Origin of the sequence: Parabacteroides sp. AM17-47, from assembly GCF_003434625.1 — a bacterium.
Classification (GTDB): Bacteria; Bacteroidota; Bacteroidia; order Bacteroidales; family Tannerellaceae; genus Parabacteroides; species Parabacteroides distasonis.
Window position 1 is genome coordinate 1 of sequence record NZ_QTLI01000026.1, and the last position, 18,829, is coordinate 18,829.

At 42.9% G+C, this 18,829-nt stretch carries 21 protein-coding genes and 2 tRNA genes; 15 read left to right on the forward strand and 8 right to left on the reverse strand.

The genetic code is table 11. The annotated features are described in order from the left end of the window. Positions 1–362: 362 nt before the first annotated feature. The 4 genes from DW205_RS18625 to DW205_RS18640 all read right to left on the reverse strand — a co-directional run bounded on the left by DW205_RS18625 (position 363) and on the right by DW205_RS18640 (position 2,225). Positions 363–692 (reverse strand): hypothetical protein, encoded by a 330-nt coding sequence (locus tag DW205_RS18625; RefSeq protein WP_005864966.1) that lies wholly within the window; start codon positions 690–692, stop codon positions 363–365. Between the two features lie 174 nt (positions 693–866). Continuing rightward, positions 867–1,121: a DUF86 domain-containing protein gene (locus DW205_RS18630; protein WP_005864962.1), complete on the reverse strand. Its 255-nt coding sequence runs from the start codon at positions 1,119–1,121 to the stop codon at positions 867–869. A gap of 121 nt (positions 1,122–1,242) precedes the next feature. Beyond that, positions 1,243–1,539, reverse strand: a complete 297-nt coding sequence (locus DW205_RS18635; protein WP_005864960.1) for a nucleotidyltransferase family protein — start codon at positions 1,537–1,539, stop codon at positions 1,243–1,245. A gap of 149 nt (positions 1,540–1,688) precedes the next feature. After that, positions 1,689–2,225, reverse strand: coding sequence for a UpxY family transcription antiterminator (locus DW205_RS18640; RefSeq protein ID WP_005864958.1), 537 nt, complete (start codon positions 2,223–2,225; stop codon positions 1,689–1,691). Positions 2,226–2,450: 225 nt separating this feature from the next. On the opposite strand from DW205_RS18640, the gene dnaG reads away from it, so the two are divergent. Genes dnaG through DW205_RS18655 form a run of 3 tightly spaced genes read left to right on the forward strand, consistent with a single transcriptional unit; the run spans position 2,451 to position 6,767 of the window. Next, positions 2,451–4,568 (forward strand): DNA primase, encoded by a 2,118-nt coding sequence (gene dnaG, locus DW205_RS18645; protein ID WP_005864956.1) that lies wholly within the window; start codon positions 2,451–2,453, stop codon positions 4,566–4,568. Between the two features lie 13 nt (positions 4,569–4,581). Beyond that, positions 4,582–5,454: an ABC transporter ATP-binding protein gene (locus DW205_RS18650; RefSeq protein ID WP_005864954.1), complete on the forward strand. Its 873-nt coding sequence runs from the start codon at positions 4,582–4,584 to the stop codon at positions 5,452–5,454. Continuing rightward, a complete protein-coding gene (locus tag DW205_RS18655) occupies positions 5,451–6,767 on the forward strand; it encodes an ABC transporter permease (protein WP_005864952.1) in 1,317 nt (438 codons plus the stop codon). Before DW205_RS18650 ends, DW205_RS18655 begins: the two co-directional genes overlap by 4 nt. Before the next feature lie 62 nt (positions 6,768–6,829). On the opposite strand, the gene DW205_RS18660 is transcribed toward DW205_RS18655, so the two are convergent. Together DW205_RS18660 and DW205_RS18665 are read right to left on the reverse strand one after the other, a co-directional pair. Beyond that, a tRNA-Gln gene (locus DW205_RS18660) sits at positions 6,830–6,900 on the reverse strand. A 33-nt stretch (positions 6,901–6,933) separates the two neighbouring features. Next, positions 6,934–7,004: transfer RNA gene (locus tag DW205_RS18665), tRNA-Gln, on the reverse strand. Between the two features lie 287 nt (positions 7,005–7,291). Between DW205_RS18665 and rsfS the strand changes: the two genes are divergently transcribed. From rsfS to DW205_RS18680, 3 genes are all read left to right on the forward strand, one after another. Next, on the forward strand, positions 7,292–7,651 hold the full coding sequence (gene rsfS, locus DW205_RS18670; protein ID WP_005854895.1) for a ribosome silencing factor: 360 nt from the start codon (positions 7,292–7,294) through the stop codon (positions 7,649–7,651). A gap of 30 nt (positions 7,652–7,681) precedes the next feature. Further along, a complete protein-coding gene (gene ftsH, locus DW205_RS18675) occupies positions 7,682–9,736 on the forward strand; it encodes an ATP-dependent zinc metalloprotease FtsH (protein ID WP_005864950.1) in 2,055 nt (684 codons plus the stop codon). A gap of 142 nt (positions 9,737–9,878) precedes the next feature. Beyond that, positions 9,879–10,712 carry a phosphatidate cytidylyltransferase gene (locus DW205_RS18680; protein ID WP_005864948.1) on the forward strand — a complete coding sequence of 278 codons (834 nt, stop codon included), beginning with the start codon at positions 9,879–9,881 and terminating at the stop codon, positions 10,710–10,712. On the opposite strand, the gene DW205_RS18685 is transcribed toward DW205_RS18680, so the two are convergent. Beyond that, positions 10,699–11,400 (reverse strand): porin family protein, encoded by a 702-nt coding sequence (locus DW205_RS18685; protein WP_008778155.1) that lies wholly within the window; start codon positions 11,398–11,400, stop codon positions 10,699–10,701. The genes DW205_RS18680 and DW205_RS18685 overlap by 14 nt on opposite strands. A gap of 153 nt (positions 11,401–11,553) precedes the next feature. Here DW205_RS18685 and DW205_RS18690 point away from each other — a divergent pair, with 153 nt between their 5' ends. Beyond that, positions 11,554–11,724 (forward strand): DUF362 domain-containing protein, encoded by a 171-nt coding sequence (locus DW205_RS18690; RefSeq protein WP_005854886.1) that lies wholly within the window; start codon positions 11,554–11,556, stop codon positions 11,722–11,724. A gap of 107 nt (positions 11,725–11,831) precedes the next feature. Here DW205_RS18690 and DW205_RS18695 read toward each other — a convergent pair whose 3' ends face one another. Beyond that, the gene (locus DW205_RS18695) at positions 11,832–12,221 is read right to left on the reverse strand and encodes a DUF3276 family protein (protein WP_005864945.1); all 390 of its coding nucleotides are present in this window, start codon (positions 12,219–12,221) and stop codon (positions 11,832–11,834) included. A 223-nt stretch (positions 12,222–12,444) separates the two neighbouring features. On the opposite strand from DW205_RS18695, the gene nusB reads away from it, so the two are divergent. The 8 genes from nusB to DW205_RS18735 all read left to right on the forward strand — a co-directional run bounded on the left by nusB (position 12,445) and on the right by DW205_RS18735 (position 18,806). Next, positions 12,445–13,371 carry a transcription antitermination factor NusB gene (gene nusB / locus DW205_RS18700; protein WP_005864942.1) on the forward strand — a complete coding sequence of 309 codons (927 nt, stop codon included), beginning with the start codon at positions 12,445–12,447 and terminating at the stop codon, positions 13,369–13,371. Positions 13,372–13,433: 62 nt separating this feature from the next. Further along, positions 13,434–13,748 (forward strand): preprotein translocase subunit YajC, encoded by a 315-nt coding sequence (yajC, locus tag DW205_RS18705; RefSeq protein ID WP_005864940.1) that lies wholly within the window; start codon positions 13,434–13,436, stop codon positions 13,746–13,748. Between the two features lie 14 nt (positions 13,749–13,762). Beyond that, a complete protein-coding gene (locus tag DW205_RS18710; RefSeq protein WP_005864938.1) occupies positions 13,763–14,776 on the forward strand; it encodes a YbbR-like domain-containing protein in 1,014 nt (337 codons plus the stop codon). Next, positions 14,769–15,350 carry a dephospho-CoA kinase gene (gene coaE, locus DW205_RS18715; RefSeq protein WP_005864936.1) on the forward strand — a complete coding sequence of 194 codons (582 nt, stop codon included), beginning with the start codon at positions 14,769–14,771 and terminating at the stop codon, positions 15,348–15,350. The genes DW205_RS18710 and coaE overlap by 8 nt, the downstream gene beginning before the upstream one ends. A 211-nt stretch (positions 15,351–15,561) precedes the next feature. Further along, complete coding sequence (locus DW205_RS18720; RefSeq protein ID WP_005864934.1) at positions 15,562–15,999, forward strand: DUF5606 domain-containing protein; 438 nt, start codon at positions 15,562–15,564, stop codon at positions 15,997–15,999. A 121-nt stretch (positions 16,000–16,120) separates the two neighbouring features. After that, positions 16,121–16,762 carry an alpha/beta hydrolase gene (locus tag DW205_RS18725; protein WP_005864932.1) on the forward strand — a complete coding sequence of 214 codons (642 nt, stop codon included), beginning with the start codon at positions 16,121–16,123 and terminating at the stop codon, positions 16,760–16,762. A 326-nt stretch (positions 16,763–17,088) separates the two neighbouring features. After that, entirely contained in the window at positions 17,089–18,054 is a 966-nt protein-coding gene (locus DW205_RS18730; RefSeq protein ID WP_005864930.1) for an ROK family protein, read from the forward strand. A gap of 11 nt (positions 18,055–18,065) precedes the next feature. Beyond that, positions 18,066–18,806, forward strand: a complete 741-nt coding sequence (locus DW205_RS18735) for an N-acetylmannosamine-6-phosphate 2-epimerase (protein ID WP_005864927.1) — start codon at positions 18,066–18,068, stop codon at positions 18,804–18,806. Positions 18,807–18,829: the final 23 nt, after the last annotated feature.

Sequence of the window (18,829 nt, forward strand, 5' to 3'; positions counted from 1 at the left end):
ACCCTGGTGGATGATTTGGATCGCATGGGTTGCATTGGGCAGGATCTGCACATTGCAACCGTAGATATGGAAAACGAAGTATATATTAATTGCCCTGTGAAGTATATATTAATTGCCTAACGCAGTATATATCCTCGGGCACATGCAGTATATCTTCTCAAAAACGGCCAGTTGAGCGGTGTCTGAGACGACTGCTTCACGCATCGTTGATACGGGTACGGAGAAACGCTCTTTGACCATCTCCTCGGGGGTTATTTTCGGATCATTTCAGGCATGAGACCGCAAAGGAACAAGCATATGCAAGAACCAAGTGACGAAAGTGATGAGTTTCGATGCTGTCGAGCATACACATGAGCGTGAAATCATCCCCATACACTATTTCCCGGCTCCGAGAAATTGCGTCTTGCATTATAATACGCTTTCTTTTTATCAAATTCAAAATCGGGCGTATATTCATAGACTGTTGAATCCTCGAAAAACCCTTCAATGGAACTTTGTTCCAAACTGAACACAAGAACTCCGGCTTTCGTCTGCCAGCAATCTTGATAGATAACATAACCTTCCCCGTAAATACCAAACTGAAATTCCCTATTATTATATCTAGCAACGATCGGAGTTCCGTCCTCCAAGTCATCTATATTCTCAAAGTCAAGCTGTCCGTGTTTACCCCTATTCAAAAAATCTCCAAACATCTTTCCTCATTAATCGCCGCTTTGATGGCTTTGGGTGTATCTTCTTGTGTCTCTCTCTTTTAAACCTAGACAACAATGATACAAGAGACCTTTCCCATAATTGCCAGCGGGGTAGAAGTACTCAATGAGCGTATCCTGCTGACCCATGTGGAGAACGGATTATTGATGAATGGTTTATGATAGAATAGCTTGCTTCATCGATAATAAGGTTGCCTGCAAAAGGGGTAAGTCCTCCTTCATTGTTGAATAAACAATATCAACATCTATTTTAAGATAATGATGAGCTATCACATCCCGCAACTTCATAATCTCCTTCCAAGGAATTACAGGATATAAAGAGAAAAGTTCTCCTTCTGAAAGTTTATCTATAGTTTTTACACTTTCACCAATAAAAATCAATTTCATACAAACACCATCCAAAACGAACATATCATCAGGAGTCAATAAGAAATCATTGCCATCCTTAATATGAGATGTACGGACTTATATAACATGAATTGAATCAATCATCATGTCTATCAAATCCAAAATTCGTCCCGAATCTTTCCATTTATACATAAATCAAATCTTTATTTATGGATTTTTCCATACGAGTTCCTGCAAATGACTCTCTTTTACAGAATAAATCAACAGAACAACCTAGAAGTTTCTCAAGTTCTGACTTTAGGCGACATAATGTAAACAAACTCATATGAGAACTCTCGTAATATATATCAATATCACTATCTTCCCTTTGTTCATGACGAGCCACCGAGCCAAACAAACCAAGATTACTTATCTGATATTTACGAAACAACGATTCTTTTTCGCTCCTTAATATACTTAAGTATTCCTCAGTAGACTTCATAGGCTCATTCTTTTTGTTCTAAAGACAAAAATCCTCCAAGTCAACTAATTGAAATTACCCTATGATTTTGGGGTGACAAACGCAACAGCTGATAAACAGACCGCTCAAACGCCACCCAATGCGTTCCCGTAGAATATAGGGGATATATGTTAGAGTAACCGAATATATTCAGGATCGACCTCCACAGCGGCAACCAACAGACCGGGGATCTCCACGATCAAACGTTTCACACGGGAACCCCGTATAGAGAGTAAACGACCCTCGTAGCCATCCAATGGGCCACCCTCGATACGGATCATGCGACCGTACATCGCAGAAGTTAATTCTTCAACCAAGAAATAGCGTGGGGAATCATCGGAATGGACAGCACGGATAAAACGGTTCATCTCCGCATGGCCTACCGTCATCGGCTTACGGTAGCCACCACGCAAATAACGATATTGGAGGGTACTGATCTCTTCTACGATTGGATCCATACAGGTACGGGTAGTATGGGCAAAAAGTAAATCGTGCAGAAGAGGAACCTCCTCACGAATCCGCTTACCCTTCCTCTCGACCAACTGCCAACGCATAGGAGTGAAAACCTCTATGCCCTTTTCCTCCAGCAACCTATAGGCCGGGCGTTTAGCATTGGGACGGGTCAGGTCTCGCAATACGAACCAATTGTCTGTCAAAGGATGTTCCACAGGATGATGGATAATTCTTCTAGTCCTGAAAGGATATATATTCTATTAATATCCAATCAGTTACAAAATATAGTCTTATAAGTTGGAAGGCGTACTTGGCGAGTAGCATTCGTTTCACGTTGCAAATATAGGGAAAAATAACTAAACACAAGCAAACATTGGCTCTTGTTTGTGTTTGGTTATTTTTCACTACATTTGTGTTCGCTAAAAAAGGAGTAATTTAAAATGATCGATCAACCTACCATAGACCGGATATTGGATGCGGCGAACATCGTGGATGTTGTCTCTGAATTCGTGACTCTTCGGAAACGAGGGATCAACTATGTAGGATTATGCCCGTTTCATTCGGACAAATCACCGTCTTTTTACGTATCCCCCTCAAAGAATATCTGTAAGTGTTTCGCTTGCGGAGAAGGTGGAACCGCCGTTCACTTCATCATGAAACATGAGCAACTCAGCTATTTCGACGCTTTACGCTTTCTGGCGAAAAAATACAATATAGAGATACAGGAACGGGAACTTACCGAGAAAGAGAAACAAATCCGTAGCGACCGGGAAAGTATGCTTATCGTCAATAGTTGGGCGGGGCAATACTTCTCTACTTTATTACATGAGCATGTTGAAGGGAAAAGCGTAGGTATGCGCTACTTCGCCGAGCGAGGATTACGGGAAGATATCATCCGTAAATTCCAGCTCGGGTATAGCTTGGACCAGCGGGATGCCTTATACAAGGCCGCTACCCAAGCAGGCTATAAAAAAGAATTCTTAGAGAAAACCGGTTTAGTTATCGCTTATGATAACGGAAACGTGAACGATCGTTTTCGGGGACGTGTCATCTTTCCCGTCCATACGCTAAGCGGAAAGGTCGTGGCATTCGGCGGACGTGTATTGAAAAAGGACGAGAAGACAGCGAAGTACGTAAACTCCCCCGAAAGCGAGATTTATCATAAAAGCAACGAGCTTTACGGCATCTATTTCGCCAAGCAAGCAATCATGAAACAGGATCGCTGTTTCTTGGTGGAAGGATATATGGACGTGATCGGTATGCACCAAGTGGGCGTAGAAAACGTGGTTGCCTCCTCGGGTACGGCGCTCACGCAAGGGCAAATCCGGCTCATACATCGTTTCACGAATAATATCACGGTATTATACGATGGAGACGCCGCCGGAATCAAAGCGGCCCTCCGGGGTATCGATATGTTATTGGAAGAAGGGATGAACGTCAAGGTCGTGCTTCTTCCGGCGGGAGAAGATCCGGACTCGTTTGCCCGTAGCCATAGCGCGAGCGAGTTCGCAGAGTTTATCAGCCAGAACGAGACGGATTTCATCCGTTTCAAGACAAAGTTACTATTGGCGGAAGCGGGGGGTGATCCGATCAAACGTTCCGCCCTGATCTCGGATATTATCCGTACGGTAGCGATTATACCTGATAATATCGCTCGCTCCGTGTATATCCGGGAATGTAGTACGACCATGGAGATAGACGAGCAAGTCTTACTCAACGAGGTCAATAAGATCCGTCTCAACAAGGAAGAGAACCAAGCGGCTAAATCCGTAAGGAATACACCGCCCGTTCAACCTCCAGCCAATACGATCCCTGAGTATCCGGATTTCCCCGGCTACCAACCGTATACACCGGAAGAGGCGAATACCCTTCCTCCGGAAAATATTCCGCCTCCACTGCCCGAGGACTATATTCCGGAAGAGGAAGCGGGTCCGCCCCCTACTCCTCCCTACGAGGTTCCGACGGCTCCCAACATACAGGTCCAACCGAAACGTTCTCCTTTTGAGGCTTATGAGTTGGCTCTTCTGCGCTATATCGTACGATATGGCGAACGTGTCCTCTATGACTACGTAGATGAGGAGACCAACGAGCATGTCATCATGAGGGTCGCCGATTATATCCGTTTCGATCTGGAACGTGATGACCTTACGTTTTATACGCCAGCCTTCAAACAAATGCTGGACGAAGCTGCTGAACATTGTCAAAACGAGGGCTTTATGGCCAGTCGTTATTTCCTTGCCCATCCGGACCCGAACATCAGCCGGCTTGCCGCCAACCTTATCAGCGATAAGTACCAGCTTAGTAAATATCATACGAAGTTCAGGGAACTGGAGCAAGAAGAAGATAAATTGGATTACTTGGTACCCCGGGAAATCTATTCCATGAAAGATGCCTATATCCTCTATAAGATAAAGGATATCCAAGCGAAAATCAAAGAGGCTCAAAACAAGGGTGACATGGAACAGATCTTTGATTTAATGAAACAGAACGCCCACCTCAACGAGATCAAGAACGTGCTCTGCAAAGAGCTAGGTGAGCGTATCGTATTAAAAATGTAATAAAAAAACATCTATGAATTTCCTTGAGACAGAAAACGTGGTAAAACAGTACGCCGGGCATCTGGCGCTGAACAAGGTAAGTATCCAAGTTCCTCAAGGAACAATCTTTGGATTACTGGGGCCTAACGGGGCGGGCAAGACAACCTTGATCCGGATCATCAACCGGATTACGGCACCGGATAGCGGAATCGTTCGCTTCAACGGCCATGAATCCAGCCCGGAAGACATCTACCAGATCGGTTACTTGCCGGAAGAGAGAGGGTTGTATAAAAAGATGAAAGTCGGGGAGCAGGCGATCTATCTGGCACAATTGAAAGGTCTCTCCTACCCAGAGGCACGCAGTCGTTTGACCCGTTGGTTCGAGAAATTTGACATCATGCCTTGGTGGAATCGCAAACTGGAAGAGCTGTCGAAAGGTATGCAACAGAAAGTACAGTTCATCATTACCGTGATACACGAACCCGAGCTATTGATCTTTGACGAGCCATTTAGCGGATTCGATCCGGTCAACGCCGATCGCCTTAAACAAGAGATATTGGAATTGAAGGCGGCCGGACATACCATTATATTCTCAACTCACAACATGTCCTCCGTTGAGGAGATTTGTGACGAGATTGCTTTAATCGATCGCTCTGAGGTCGTCCTGTCCGGCAATGTCAAGGAGGTACGGGAACGGTTTAAGAGTAATACCTATATATTAAATGTACGCAAGGAGACTGGAGGTATTGAGGAGTTAAGGATACGCAAGGAAGAAAATATCAGTAACTCCGATTGGCTTACCCGGCTGGCGTCCCAATATGAGATTCTTTCCTTCACGGAGGAGATCCCTTCTATGAATGACATTTTTATCAACACCGTTTCCGGTACAAACACATCAAAGGTATGAGCAAAATTGGATTAATCATCAAACGGGAATATCTCCGGAGAGTAAGTAAAAAGTCATTTATCCTGCTCACGTTCCTCACACCGTTTCTATTCGCTGCACTTGCGTTCGTCCCCCTATGGCTCTCTTCCATCAAGGGAGATGAGGTTCATACAGTCGCCATACTCGACGCCACCGGCAAATACGCCCCGTTGTTCGAGGATACGGAAAGCTATCGTTTTATCAACGGCGACAAAGATATGGATAAGTACAGGCAAATGTCGGAAAAGGAGATATTCGCATTTCTCAACATCTCCGACGACTTGCAGAAAAATCCGAAAAACGCAACCCTCTATTCCAAGAAACAAATCCCGGCGGATTTGAGCCGACTCGTCAATATGACATTAAAGAAGCAGATAGAGAGTGACAAACTGGCAACATTCAATATCCCCAATCTACAAGAGATCATAAAAGAAAGTAAAGTAGATTTCAACATACAAACGATCAAATGGGGGGATGACGGAAGCGAAAAGCAATCCTCGTCCGTAGTGGCATCCATAACCGGAGTAATTTTCACCATGCTTATCTATATGTTCATCCTAATCTATGGAGGAATGGTCATGCAAGGGGTTATGGAAGAAAAGACGAACCGGATCATCGAGATTATGATCTCGTCCGTCAAACCTTTCGACTTAATGATGGGTAAAATTATAGGAATCGGTTTTGTCGGGCTTACGCAAGTATTCCTTTGGGCGGTTATGACCTTTATTCTCATCACCGGGGGAACTTTCTTTTTGGGAGGAGGTATGGAAAGCGAGATCTTGCAATCAAGCATGGCACTTAACACAACCCCTAACATGACGGTTATCGCAGCCCAGCAGCCGGCAAATGAATGGATAGAGATGCTTCATACGATTAACTTCACCGAGATAGGCATCTTGTTTATTGCTTATTTCATAGGCGGCTACTTATTATATTCTTCTTTATTCGCCGCTATCGGATCAGCTGTAGACGGCCAAGAAGACACGCAACAATTCATGCTACCAGTCACGCTTCTTTTGGTTTTCGCCCTCTATGCGGGGATCTATAGCATGGAAAACCCTGACGGACCATTAGCTTTCTGGTGCTCCATGATCCCCTTCACTTCTCCGATCGTCATGATGGTCCGGGTGCCATTCGAGGTGCCTTTGTGGGAAATACTACTTTCCATTGGATTTTTGTATATATCATCCATCGGTTTTACTTGGTTTTCCGCCAAAATATACCGTGTAGGCATTCTCATGTATGGTAAGAAACCTAGTATAAAGGAGATGTCCAAATGGCTTCGTTACAAATAAAAACATGATATCTACAACAAAAAAGCCTCGCTACTCTTATCGAATAACGAGGCTTTTTTATGTTGTTCTACCTGGATTCGAACCAGGACAAACAGGACCAGAATCTGTTGTGCTACCATTACACCATAGAACAATCTCTACAAAATTGTCAAGTAAACTTTAAACGTTGTTCTACCTGGATTCGAACCAGGACAAACAGGACCAGAATCTGTTGTGCTACCATTACACCATAGAACAATATTTAACAAATCACCAACTCTCTTGTTAGCGGATGCAAAGGTATATACTTTTTCAAAATTTGCAAACAAACTTTCGAAAAAAATGTCCAGAAAAAACACGTACGTCTTTTTGATAAAACACGTACATGTTTTCTCAAAAAGACGTACGTGTTTTTTTAAAAGCTTATAACGATCGAGGAGATAGTCTCAAACAAGGTATTACACATATATTAATGAAAGAAAAAGACGTATGTAACGAATTAAGAAGTATATTTGCGACTTGGAAAATTATATCAATAGAAATAAATGGATCAAACAAAAGAATTAGTAAAAACGATTGTTGAAGGCCTTCAAGAAAAAAGGGGCAAAAATATTGTAACAGTAGATTTAAGCCAGACTTCTGGTGCCATTTGTCAATATATGGTTATTTGTGAGGGAAACACTCCTACCCAAGTTTCAGCGTTATCTGATTCCGTATGGGATTTCGCACGCAAGAACGCGAACGAGAAACCATTATCCATTGACGGTACACAGGGCGCTCAATGGATCGGCATGGATTATGGCACGGTTCTTGTACATATATTCCTGCCGGAACAACGTGCATTTTATAACTTAGAGAACCTTTGGGCAGACTCGAAGGTTATACAAGTACCTAACATTGATTAAGCCGGCCTAAATATTTGATGATAATCTCTTATGGAAAATAAAAACGATATATTTAATAAAACACCGAAGGGCGGGAAACCTAAGATGTTCCGCTTTAATTTGTATTGGATGTACGGGTTGATCTTCATCATGCTTGTTGCCCTATACATGACAAATGATTCTTCGGGAACGAAAGAGCTAGGCTGGACAGAGTTCCAGAAACTAGCGCAGGAAAACGTATTCGATAAAATGACAGTCTACAACAAGAAGAATTTGGTGGAGGCTACAGTGAAAAATGGAAAGACTGAACAGGTCTTTGGGAATATGGACGTTTCTAAAATCGGGGTTTCTCCGAAAGTATACGTAAAGATCCCGTCGGCCGACAAGTTTTCCGATTTCTATGACAAAGCGGTAGCCGATAGTCATATCGATACACAAGTCCGGTTCGAGGAAGGCGATGACGCTATCTGGAATTTCTTGGTTTCATTCGGCCCGATTATCTTATTGATCGGTGTATGGATGTTCTTGATGAGACGTATGTCCGGTGGTACCGGCGCAGGTCCGGGTGGCGTGTTCAGCGTTGGTAAGGCAAAAGCTCAGCTTTTTGATAAAGATAATGACCGTAAGGTGACATTCAAGGATGTCGCCGGATTGGCGGAAGCGAAACAAGAGGTAGAGGAAATCGTCTCTTTCTTGAAGAATCCGGAAAAATATACTGAATTAGGAGGTAAGATACCCAAGGGTGCATTGTTGGTAGGCCCTCCGGGAACCGGTAAGACATTATTGGCGAAGGCTGTTGCCGGAGAAGCTAATGTGCCGTTTTTCTCCTTGTCTGGTTCTGATTTCGTGGAGATGTTTGTCGGTGTAGGCGCCTCCCGTGTGCGTGACTTATTCCGCCAAGCGAAGGAAAAATCTCCTTGTATCGTCTTTATCGATGAGATCGATGCGGTAGGCCGTGCCCGTGGGAAGAACGCGAATATGAATAGCAACGATGAGCGTGAGAACACGTTGAACCAGTTGTTGACCGAAATGGATGGTTTCGGCTCTAACAGTGGTGTTATTATCTTAGCCGCTACAAACCGTGCGGACATTTTGGATAAAGCGTTGTTGCGTGCCGGACGTTTTGACCGACAAATCCATGTTGAATTACCGGATTTGAATGAACGTAAAGAGATATTCGGGGTGCATTTGCGTCCGATCAAGATAGATGAAAGCGTAGACGCTGAGTTCCTAGCAAGGCAGACTCCGGGCTTCTCGGGTGCTGATATCGCTAATGTTTGTAATGAGGCCGCTTTGATCGCCGCCCGTAACGGAAAGAAATTCGTACAGAAAGAAGACTTCATGAATGCGGTAGACCGCATTGTCGGCGGTCTGGAAAAACGTTCGAAGATCACGACGGAGGAAGAACGGAAATGTATCGCGAACCATGAGGCCGGTCACGCTACGTTAAGTTGGTTGTTGGAACATGCCAATCCGCTGGTTAAGGTGACAATCGTTCCCCGTGGTAAGGCATTAGGTGCGGCATGGTATTTGCCGGAAGAGAGACAGATCACCACCCGCGAGCAATTGCAGGATGAGATGTGCGCTACTTTAGGAGGACGTGCCGCAGAGGAATTAGTTTTGGGAAAAATATCCACAGGCGCATCCAACGATTTGGAACGTGTCACGAAACAAGCATATGCGATGGTCGTTTACTTCGGTATGAGCGATAAACTTCCAAACTTGAACTATTACGACTCCACCGGACAGGATTGGGGATTCACCAAGCCTTATAGTGAGGAGACCGCGAAATTGATCGATACGGAAGTACAGAAGATCATCAATGAGCAATACGACAGGGCAAAACGGATATTATCCGAGAATAAGGAAGGACATAGTAAACTTGCGCAGGTATTATTGGATCGTGAGGTAATCTACTCGGAAGATGTAGAGCATATCTTCGGGAAACGCGCCTGGATCTCCCGTTCCCAAGAGATTCTGGAGTTGCAGGAAAAGGCTAACGGAAAGAACAAGGAGAATGCGGATAAGGAGGCGGAAGCGGACGCAACAACGGAAAACGTAACCGATACTCCTACCGAAGAAAACAAGACAGGGAAAATAGCTTGACCAAAGTCAAGACATTCATAACAAGTAAGGCTGGGGTGTATCTTTGATCAAAAGTTACTATCCAGCCTTCCTTATTGCTGTATTATCAATTTATTAGTTATATTTGCAGCCAAAATTACAAACAAGCAAAAACACTATTGTTTTGAAAAATCTGATTACACGTGCATTGACTGGCATCATTTTCGTCGCGGTATTAGTCGGTGCGATCTATTTCCACTCCTATTATTTTCTTACGGTATTTGGACTCATTACCGGACTTTCTCTATGGGAGTTCTACGGATTGGTCAAACATTATGAGAATGCCGCCATCAAACGATTTGTCAGTTCCTTGGGGGGAGCCTACCTCTTCGCCACCACATTCGGTTACGCCAATGGCTTGGTTGGAGGCAATATATTTCTCCCCTATCTTTTATTCTTAATGTATACCATGATCACCGAGCTTTACGATAAAGCCAGTAATCCAATCAATAACTGGGCATTGACCTTATTCGGTCAAATCTATTGCGCAGGCTCTTTCTCTCTGCTAAACTTTATTACATCGGTACCTAATACGCCGGGCGAGATCGTACATATCCCCTATTTTGCCTTGGCTATTTTCGTTTTCGTATGGGTAAATGATACGGGAGCTTATCTAGTGGGATCTATGCTTGGAAAAAGAAGATTGTTCGAACGTATCTCTCCCAAGAAGTCCTGGGAAGGTTTTTACGGAGGGTTGGCATTCGTATTAATAACCTCCCAAATATTCGCTTGGTTCATGCCGGCCACGAACTGGTACACATGGCTTGGATTAGCCGGCACAATCGTAGTATTCGGGACTTGGGGCGACTTGATCGAATCTTTGATGAAACGTACGTTAGGCGTGAAAGATTCCGGGCATGTATTACCCGGACATGGAGGCATGCTGGATCGCTTCGATAGCGTAATGATGGCTATTCCGGCCGCTTATATCTATATCGAGTTATTTATTCGAAATTAAATGTCAGGATCACCATACGGGATGTAGCTTTCGATAAGGCATCCGTATATTTGATATTTGCTTGATCTACCAAGTCCGGACGATCTTTCTCCAATAGGTTAACCAATCCGAAACAGAATTTCAACTCTGGGCATAACTTAAAGTAGGGTAGATAGATATCACATCCCAAGCCAAACTCAAATCCGAAGTCCGTGCTTTTCAATAGAATCGGATTACCTTTCTTACGGCCTATATCCACGGAGCCATAGATACCGCCGATCAAATAAGGACGGTAATTATTCAAGCGTAAAGCCGTATATTTAACGTCTAAGGGGAAATTCAGATAACTGGAACGAACGTTCGTGATGAATTCCTCTCCCGTAGCCTGTTCCCGAAACTTAAATTTCTTATCTCCGAAATGGATAGAAGGCGTGAAGCGTAAATTGAAATAAGGATTCATATACATATCTCCGATCACCCCGACACTAAAGCCGGGTGAGTAAGAAGGAATCTCCGCGAACCAAGTCTCTCCATTGGTCATGACACCGGTATGGGTCAATAACAAATCCTGCGAGTGAATACCCACATGAAACCCCAGATGAAGCCATTTCAAATCAGCGTACGGCTGATTCCTCACCCTTTCCTTTTGAGCCATGGCTCCCATGGTAGCCAAGCTTACCACATATAATATAAGTAATAATCGTCTCAAATCTCAACCTATTTTGTTTAATAACGAAAACCCGACAAAGATATTGCAAAAAAGAAGATTTTTGAAGAAAATAAGCCAGTAGATATTTTTTAAATAGAAAGAAAGCTATATTTTTGCACCTACTAATAGTTATCAATTTAAACGTTTAAAAAAATGGCTTACGTAATTAGCGATGATTGTATTGCATGCGGAACTTGTATTGATGAGTGTCCGGTAGGAGCAATTTCAGAAGGTGATAAATACAGCATCAACCCTGAAATGTGTACAGATTGTGGAACTTGCGCTGACGCATGTCCTACAGAGGCTATCCACCCGGCTGAATAATTCGCAGCAAAGAATAGGATTTTCCTTTGCGGAAAGCTCCTAACACATAACGGGCTGTTTCTCTCCATGAGTAAAACAGCCCGTTATCTTTTTCTCTTCGTGTTACATTAAAACTCAATATCCAACTTTATAGCACCGGAAGCCATATCCTCCTCCGGGGAATCGCCATGAATCGTTTCCTCCTCTTCAGGTTCCACCACGTCTTCCGCGGATTTCTTCAGATTTGAGTTCTTGATATAACTGATTACATCTTGCATTCCCTCCATGAACTTCTCAAAGTCCTCCTTATAAAGGAAAATCTTATGCTTCTCAAATGAGATTTGCAAACCATCCTTTGATTGAATTTTCTTACTTTCCGTAACGGCAACGAATAGGTCATCTTTCAAATTCCTCTTCACATCCAGATAATAAATCCGTTTTCCCGCTTTAATGGCTTTAGAGTATAGAATCTCCCTGTCGCCACCTTCAACATGTTTTTTATTCCTTGATTCTTCCATGACAGCTAACATTCGTTAAAAAACCACCCACTTTATATAACTTGCTTCAAATATGTGCATTTTTTTTTAATTAGCAACTATTTTAACGATCGAAAATACGCCCATTGAGGCTAAATTTGTAAAATATCATCTAACACATATAAAATTAAGTAAATCCGGATTCTTTTATGGAAAAAACGACTACCTTTGCAGCCTAATTTATAATAAGAAGTTCCTTCAAACGATGATCAACAGAATTTTAATCCGCATTAAAGTTTTACAGATAGTATACTCTTACTATCAAAACGGAAACGGTGACCTCAAAGTTGCGGAAAACGAATTGCTTTTCAGCCTTCAGAAGTCATATGACTTATATTATTATTTCTTACTCCTAATTATCGAAGTTACCAACCTGCAAAGAAGGATCCTTGACACCCGGAAGTGCAAATACATGCCTACCGATGAGGAGTTAAACCCGAATACACGCTTCGTAGACAATCGTTTTGTCGCTCAATTAGCGGAAAACGATACGTTGAAAAAGTATGTGGACGAGCAAGGTCTCTCATGGAGTAACGACGAGGAGTTTGTTAAAAACGTATTGGATACGATCTTAAGCTCTGAAATTTACGCCGAATACTTGAAAAACGAAGAAGACTCGTACGAGACGGATCGTGAGTTCTGGCGCCAGATCTTCAAGAAAGTAATCTGTGGGAACGAGATGATAGAGGAATATCTGGAAGACAAAAGCATCTACTGGAACGACGATATTGAGATCGTAGAGACTTTCGCCTTGAAGACTATCAAGAAATTCGAGGAGAAGAAAGGTAGTAAACAAGCCTTATTGCCAATGTTCAAGGATTTGGAAGACAAGGCTTTCGCAATCAAGTTATTCCGTCAAAGTTTGTTGAAAGGTAAGGAATATCGTGAACGCATCGACAAACATATGAAGAATTGGGAAACCGAACGTATCGCCAATATGGACTTGATCATCATGCAAGTCGCCTTAGCCGAGATTTTATCGTTCCCGACCATTCCCATCAACGTTACCTTAAATGAATATATCGATGCCGCAAAGTATTATAGTACACCTAAAAGCGGAACATTCATTAACGGAATTCTGGATTCAATAGTCAACGAATTAAAAAAAGAGAAGTTATTGCTCAAAGATTAATTATTATCATTACATTTGTGCATATCATTATTGATATTAACTTGTAAAACGATTATTATAGTATGAACTTACTCAGTATTTTACTTCAAGCTCCAGCTGGAGGAAGTCAGTGGTCCGGTATTTTGATGATGGTAGTTATCGTAGCTATCTTCTATTTCTTCATGATCCGTCCGCAACAAAAGAAACAAAAAGAAATCCAGAAATCACGTGAGGCGTTGAAAACAGGCGATAAAGTGATTACCGCCGGAGGTATCTATGGAAAGATCAAAGAGATCGGTGATACTTATATGCTAATCGAGGTAGCGGATGGAGTACGTATCCGTGTAGATAAAACTTCTATTTTCGCTTCAGCGGAAGACGCTCAGCAGCAGAAATAATCTAACTACAGAATATGTCACGACTTGAGAACATACAAAATTCCTTCAAGTCTATCCAAGCAAAGACTAAGGCTTTTTTCCACGGAGACAGATGGAAAGAGGTCTTGGTCTTTTTCTTTTTCGCCCTTTTGGCTTTCGGTTTCTGGCTACTCCAAAGCTTGCAGCAGGAATATGAGATAGAACTTGTTTTTCCGGTTAAGTATAAGAACGTACCTGCCGATATAGCGTTTAATGCCCCTGAGGTGGAAACGATTACCGCAAAGGTAAAAGACAAGGGTAGCGTTTTACTCAACTATACTTTTGGAAGATCGTTTGCTCCGATCGAAGTGAACATGAAGAATACGAAGGAGAAAAATGGTTCGGTTCAAGTAAGTAAAAGGCAGATCGAGAACGATATTCAAAAACAATTGATAGCCACTACGGCATTACAAAGTTTTGATCCGCAACAAATAGATATGGATTTCAGTCAGCGGGTCCATAAGGAAATACAGGTCGTTTTTAATGGTGATATTCATATGGAAGCCGGCTTTCAATTATCCGGGGATATCCAAATCAATCCCCAAAAGATCAACGCTTATGCCACCGCAGCGATCTTAGATACGTTGACCTCGGTCAAGACGGCTTTCACTGAAGTTAAAAAAGCGAATAAAAACATTACGAGAACCGTACAACTAATCAAAGTAGACGGCGTTAACTTCGATCCGGAAAACGTATCTATCACGATTCCGATAGAGGAGTACACGGAGAAGACGTTGGAAATACCTGTCTCTTGCAGTCATATACCGCCACATTATACGGTACGTATGTTTCCGGCGGTCGTAAAAGTGACTTGCAGTGTGCCCTTGTCCCGATTCAAAGGACTTTCGGAAGATATGTTCTCGATTCATATACCTTTTGAGGATCTGGAGCAAAACGTATCTGGTACCCTACCCGTCAAACTCACCAAGAAACCAGACTGGGTACATACGGCAACCTTATTGCCAGATAAGGTAGAATTTATTTTGGAACACAACAATAAGCATGATTAAAATAGGTATTACAGGAGGGATCGGGAGCGGCAAATCCGTCGTAGCCTCTTTATTAGCGTTATCCGGTGTACCCGTATACATAGCGGACGAGGAAAGTAAATGGCTGACAAATAACTCCCCGGTTATCCGTGAGAAATTAACAGCCCTTTTCGATCCGGAGATTTATACGAATGAGGGATTGAACAAGAAACTTCTAGCCTCCCACATCTTTAATAATCCGGAACAATTACAACAGGTCAACCAGATCATTCATCCTGAGGTAAACCGTCATTTCTCGGCTTGGGTAGAGAGACAGACTTCCCCTTTATGCGCCATCGAATCCGCCATATTATTCGAATCCGGTTTCTACAAAGTGGTAGACATAAGCTTGATGGTCTATGCCCCAAGAGAACTCCGCATCGAAAGAGCCTTGGGGAGGGACTCAGCCTCGAGAGAAGAAATCGAACGCAGAATCAACAGCCAAATGTCGGACGAGGAAAAGAAAGATCGCTCCGATTACGTTATCTATAATGACAATAGACAGGCCCTTATACCGCAAGTAGGCAAACTGTTATGTTGGCTTCAATCCCAATAATCACCGATAGCGGGACGAGTGGCTTTTACAGCATCTTACCTTCATCATCCAATGAACTTAAGATACTCCGTCAACGAACCTAAGATACTTCGTTGATGCACCTAAGATACTTCTCCAACGAAGTTAACCGTCCTCATGACGGAAGAATTCCACTTTTTCTTATTACCTTTGTCACTTCGAAGTTTAACACTAATAGAAAATAAAAAACATTATGTTGAAGACTATTTTGTCTATTTCGGGAAAACCCGGTCTGTATAAACTGGTTTCCCATGGAAAAAACATGTTGATCGTTGAATCGCTGACTGATAACAAGAGAGTACCCGCATACGCAAAAGATAAAGTAATCTCATTAGGCGATATCGCAATCTATACGGATGAAACAGAAGTGCCTTTACATGAGGTATTGACTAGCGTAAAGAACAAGGAAGAGGGAAAAACCGCCTCTTTGGTACCTTCCAAAGCCACGACAGACCAATTGCGTGCGTACTTTGCCGAGGTATTGCCTAGCTATGATCGTGAGCGTGTTTATCCAAGCGACATCAAGAAACTACTCTCTTGGTATAACATCTTGATCAACGCAGGTATCACTGACTTCACCCCGGAAGATGCTCCGGCAGAAAAGGAAGCTGCTGAAAAAGAAGCTGAATAACAGCATACGACATAAAGATTAAAGAAAGGACCGTTCGATACCCATCGTCCGGTCCTTTTTTTAAACATACTTAAAGACTTTATTTTTCGCTATATTTGCATAATTCTAGATATCACTATTTATGAAAACAAAAACAGTTCTTCTCTTTCTTATCGTATTATTCTCAGGAATATGCCGGATACATGCGCAAGCCGATTTCTACTTGATGCAGGCATTAGGGAGTCGATATATCTACAACTCAGACTATTTTGAAGAGACCCGTGAAATGCAAGTCTATTTAAGCGGAGTAGATGGTAGCCTTAAAAGAGACTCTTTACTCGCTATTTATGTCTTAGACGCACAATATCCCCCCACATTCAATTTATTTTATTCAACATTCGAGTTGACACATCCCAACATACCCTGTATTATTGTTGGAATATTTAATTCAAACAGGCAAAGTGAGCTGACCCCGCCTTTCACAGATTCCTTATCGGTAAAAAGATATGACAACCCGGGACATGGAAAAGAAATGCTCTCGTCATTAACGAATGAAATAATCCCTTTCATCCAAGAAAAATACCATGCGGGAAATAACAGGATTTTAGTCGGACATTCGTTGGGAGGGACATTCGTCACTTATGCGATGATGGAACACCCAGACTTATTTCCTTATATTATAGCCATATCACCGAACTATAAATACAGCGAAAATATGATGATTGATAGGTTACGAGTGTTCACGGAAACCTATCAAGGAGAAAAAAATTATATATCTACCTAGCCAACGGAGACAAAGATAAAACAGAAGAAGACTTCAAGCCCATGATAAAAGAGGCTTGCTCCATCATCGAGAAAAATAATAGAATCGACCTACGATATGATTCTTTAAACATAAAGAAACACAGTCACACTATATTTGAAGGTTATTACAGAAGTCTCCTCTCGATAACACCTCTTCTCTAAAGTACTCTCGTAAGCTTGCGAGAACACTTATGCAAAAATAGTCCATTATTTTAGGCTAAACCTCACATTGTCTAGGGCGGGTAACTCCTCTATCTTTGCCAACAAATAATTCACTCTATTGACCTCATAAAATAAAGAGCAAAGATGGAAAGCACCAAGTATTATCTCGGTCTGGACGTTGGCGGTACCAATATGGTCGCTGGCGTAGTAGATGAGAATCACCAGATTATCGCAAAGGAGAGTATACCGACACAAGCCGGACGCACAATCGAGGAGATCACCACCGACATGGCGGAAGTCAGCAAAAAAGCGGTTCTCAAAGCAGGCTTGCAAATGGAAGACATCTCTTCTTGGGGCATCGGCATGCCCAGTTACGTAAATCCAAAGACGAACCTTTTGGTACATGCCAATTGTTTCGGATGGAAGAATGTCCCCATCTACGACTATTTAAAGAAGCATATCTCATTGCCTACTTATATAGCCAACGACGCCAATTGCGCGACCTATGGAGAGGTCTTGGCCGGATCGGCCAGCCAATATACCGACGCCATCATGCTAACGCTAGGAACGGGAGTCGGAGGCGGAATTATCATGGGTAAGAAGATTTATTCCGGATCCGATAATATGGGAGCCGAACTCGGACATACCAAATTGGTATACAATGGCGAACGCTGCACATGCGGGCAAAAAGGTTGTTTGGAAGCTTATTGCTCATCCACCGCATTAATCCGTATCATGAAAGAGACCTTACAAAAGAATAAGGACACCTTGATATGGAAACTTTGCGGCGAAGACGAAAACAAAGTCAATGGTGAGATTCTTTTCGAGGCCGCTAAACAAGGGGATTCCCTCGCTAAACAGATCGTCGATGACTATATCAGTAGACTGGCCGCCGGAATCTCCACGTTCATAACCATCTTCCGTCCGCAAGTAATCATTTTAGGGGGGGGTATCGCACATGCAGGTGACCTGCTGTTGAAACCTTTAAACGAGAAACTACATACTTGTACCTTCGCCGCCGAGGAAATAGGTATCCCCCAAGTCATCCGTGCGGAATTAGGAAATGACGCCGGAATAATCGGCGCCGCGCTTTTAGAGAAAACAATGTAACGAAAAAAAATATGAAAACAAATAAGAAAGAACTTTTAGATTCATTCAAGGGAGGACTGATCGTATCCTGTCAAGTACAACACGATGATCCGACTTTTTCAGTAGACTTTGTCGTAAAAATGGCAAAAGCCGCCCAATGGGGAGGAGCCGCGGGTATCCGTGCCAACGACCCAGAGCAGATCAAGGCGATTAAAAAAGAAGTGGATTTACCAGTAATCGGGCTTTGGAAAATCTGGCACGATGACACAGATGTGTTTATCACCCCAACCTTAGAGGCCGCTAAAGCCGTATGGGAAGCCGGAGCCGAGATTATCGCCTTGGACTGTACGAGCCAAATAACCCATGAAGGCCGCCCTGCATACGAATTGCTACCAATCGTCAAGAAAGAGATACCGGAAGCTATCATTTTTGCGGATGTCTCTAATTATGAGGAAGCTGTACGTGCCGTAGAAATGGGAGCCGATATCGTTGGCCCTACCTTATATGGATATACGGAAGCAACCAAGCATATCGAGCAACCGGATTTACGGGAATTCGCCCGTATGTGCCGTGACTTTAAAGACAAAGCCTATGTCATTATGGAGGGGCATATCTACTCGCCGGAAGATGCCATGAAATGTATCTTCCTCGGAGCTCATTCCGTAGTAGTAGGCAGCGCGATCACCCGTCCGCACTTGATCACGAAACGTTTTACGGACTTACTAACCGGTTATCAAAATAATTGGCGGGAAGCCGAAAGAAGCAAACATTAAAAAATCATCTGCTTGTAGAGATA

Bases quoted from the DNA above. Each gene is read 5' to 3' on its own strand.
- DW205_RS18625 (WP_005864966.1), bottom strand. From the start codon at position 692: ATGTTTGGAGATTTTTTGAATAGGGGTAAACACGGACAGCTTGACTTT.
- DW205_RS18630 (WP_005864962.1), bottom strand. From the start codon at position 1,121: ATGTTCGTTTTGGATGGTGTTTGTATGAAATTGATTTTTATTGGTGAA.
- DW205_RS18635 (WP_005864960.1), bottom strand. From the start codon at position 1,539: ATGAAGTCTACTGAGGAATACTTAAGTATATTAAGGAGCGAAAAAGAA.
- dnaG (WP_005864956.1), top strand. From the start codon at position 2,451: ATGATCGATCAACCTACCATAGACCGGATATTGGATGCGGCGAACATC.
- DW205_RS18650 (WP_005864954.1), top strand. From the start codon at position 4,582: ATGAATTTCCTTGAGACAGAAAACGTGGTAAAACAGTACGCCGGGCAT.
- DW205_RS18655 (WP_005864952.1), top strand. From the start codon at position 5,451: ATGAGCAAAATTGGATTAATCATCAAACGGGAATATCTCCGGAGAGTA.
- rsfS (WP_005854895.1), top strand. From the start codon at position 7,292: ATGGATCAAACAAAAGAATTAGTAAAAACGATTGTTGAAGGCCTTCAA.
- ftsH (WP_005864950.1), top strand. From the start codon at position 7,682: ATGGAAAATAAAAACGATATATTTAATAAAACACCGAAGGGCGGGAAA.
- DW205_RS18690 (WP_005854886.1), top strand. From the start codon at position 11,554: ATGGCTTACGTAATTAGCGATGATTGTATTGCATGCGGAACTTGTATT.
- DW205_RS18695 (WP_005864945.1), bottom strand. From the start codon at position 12,221: ATGGAAGAATCAAGGAATAAAAAACATGTTGAAGGTGGCGACAGGGAG.
- nusB (WP_005864942.1), top strand. From the start codon at position 12,445: ATGATCAACAGAATTTTAATCCGCATTAAAGTTTTACAGATAGTATAC.
- yajC (WP_005864940.1), top strand. From the start codon at position 13,434: ATGAACTTACTCAGTATTTTACTTCAAGCTCCAGCTGGAGGAAGTCAG.
- DW205_RS18710 (WP_005864938.1), top strand. From the start codon at position 13,763: ATGTCACGACTTGAGAACATACAAAATTCCTTCAAGTCTATCCAAGCA.
- coaE (WP_005864936.1), top strand. From the start codon at position 14,769: ATGATTAAAATAGGTATTACAGGAGGGATCGGGAGCGGCAAATCCGTC.
- DW205_RS18720 (WP_005864934.1), top strand. From the start codon at position 15,562: ATGTTGAAGACTATTTTGTCTATTTCGGGAAAACCCGGTCTGTATAAA.
- DW205_RS18725 (WP_005864932.1), top strand. From the start codon at position 16,121: ATGAAAACAAAAACAGTTCTTCTCTTTCTTATCGTATTATTCTCAGGA.
- DW205_RS18730 (WP_005864930.1), top strand. From the start codon at position 17,089: ATGGAAAGCACCAAGTATTATCTCGGTCTGGACGTTGGCGGTACCAAT.
- DW205_RS18735 (WP_005864927.1), top strand. From the start codon at position 18,066: ATGAAAACAAATAAGAAAGAACTTTTAGATTCATTCAAGGGAGGACTG.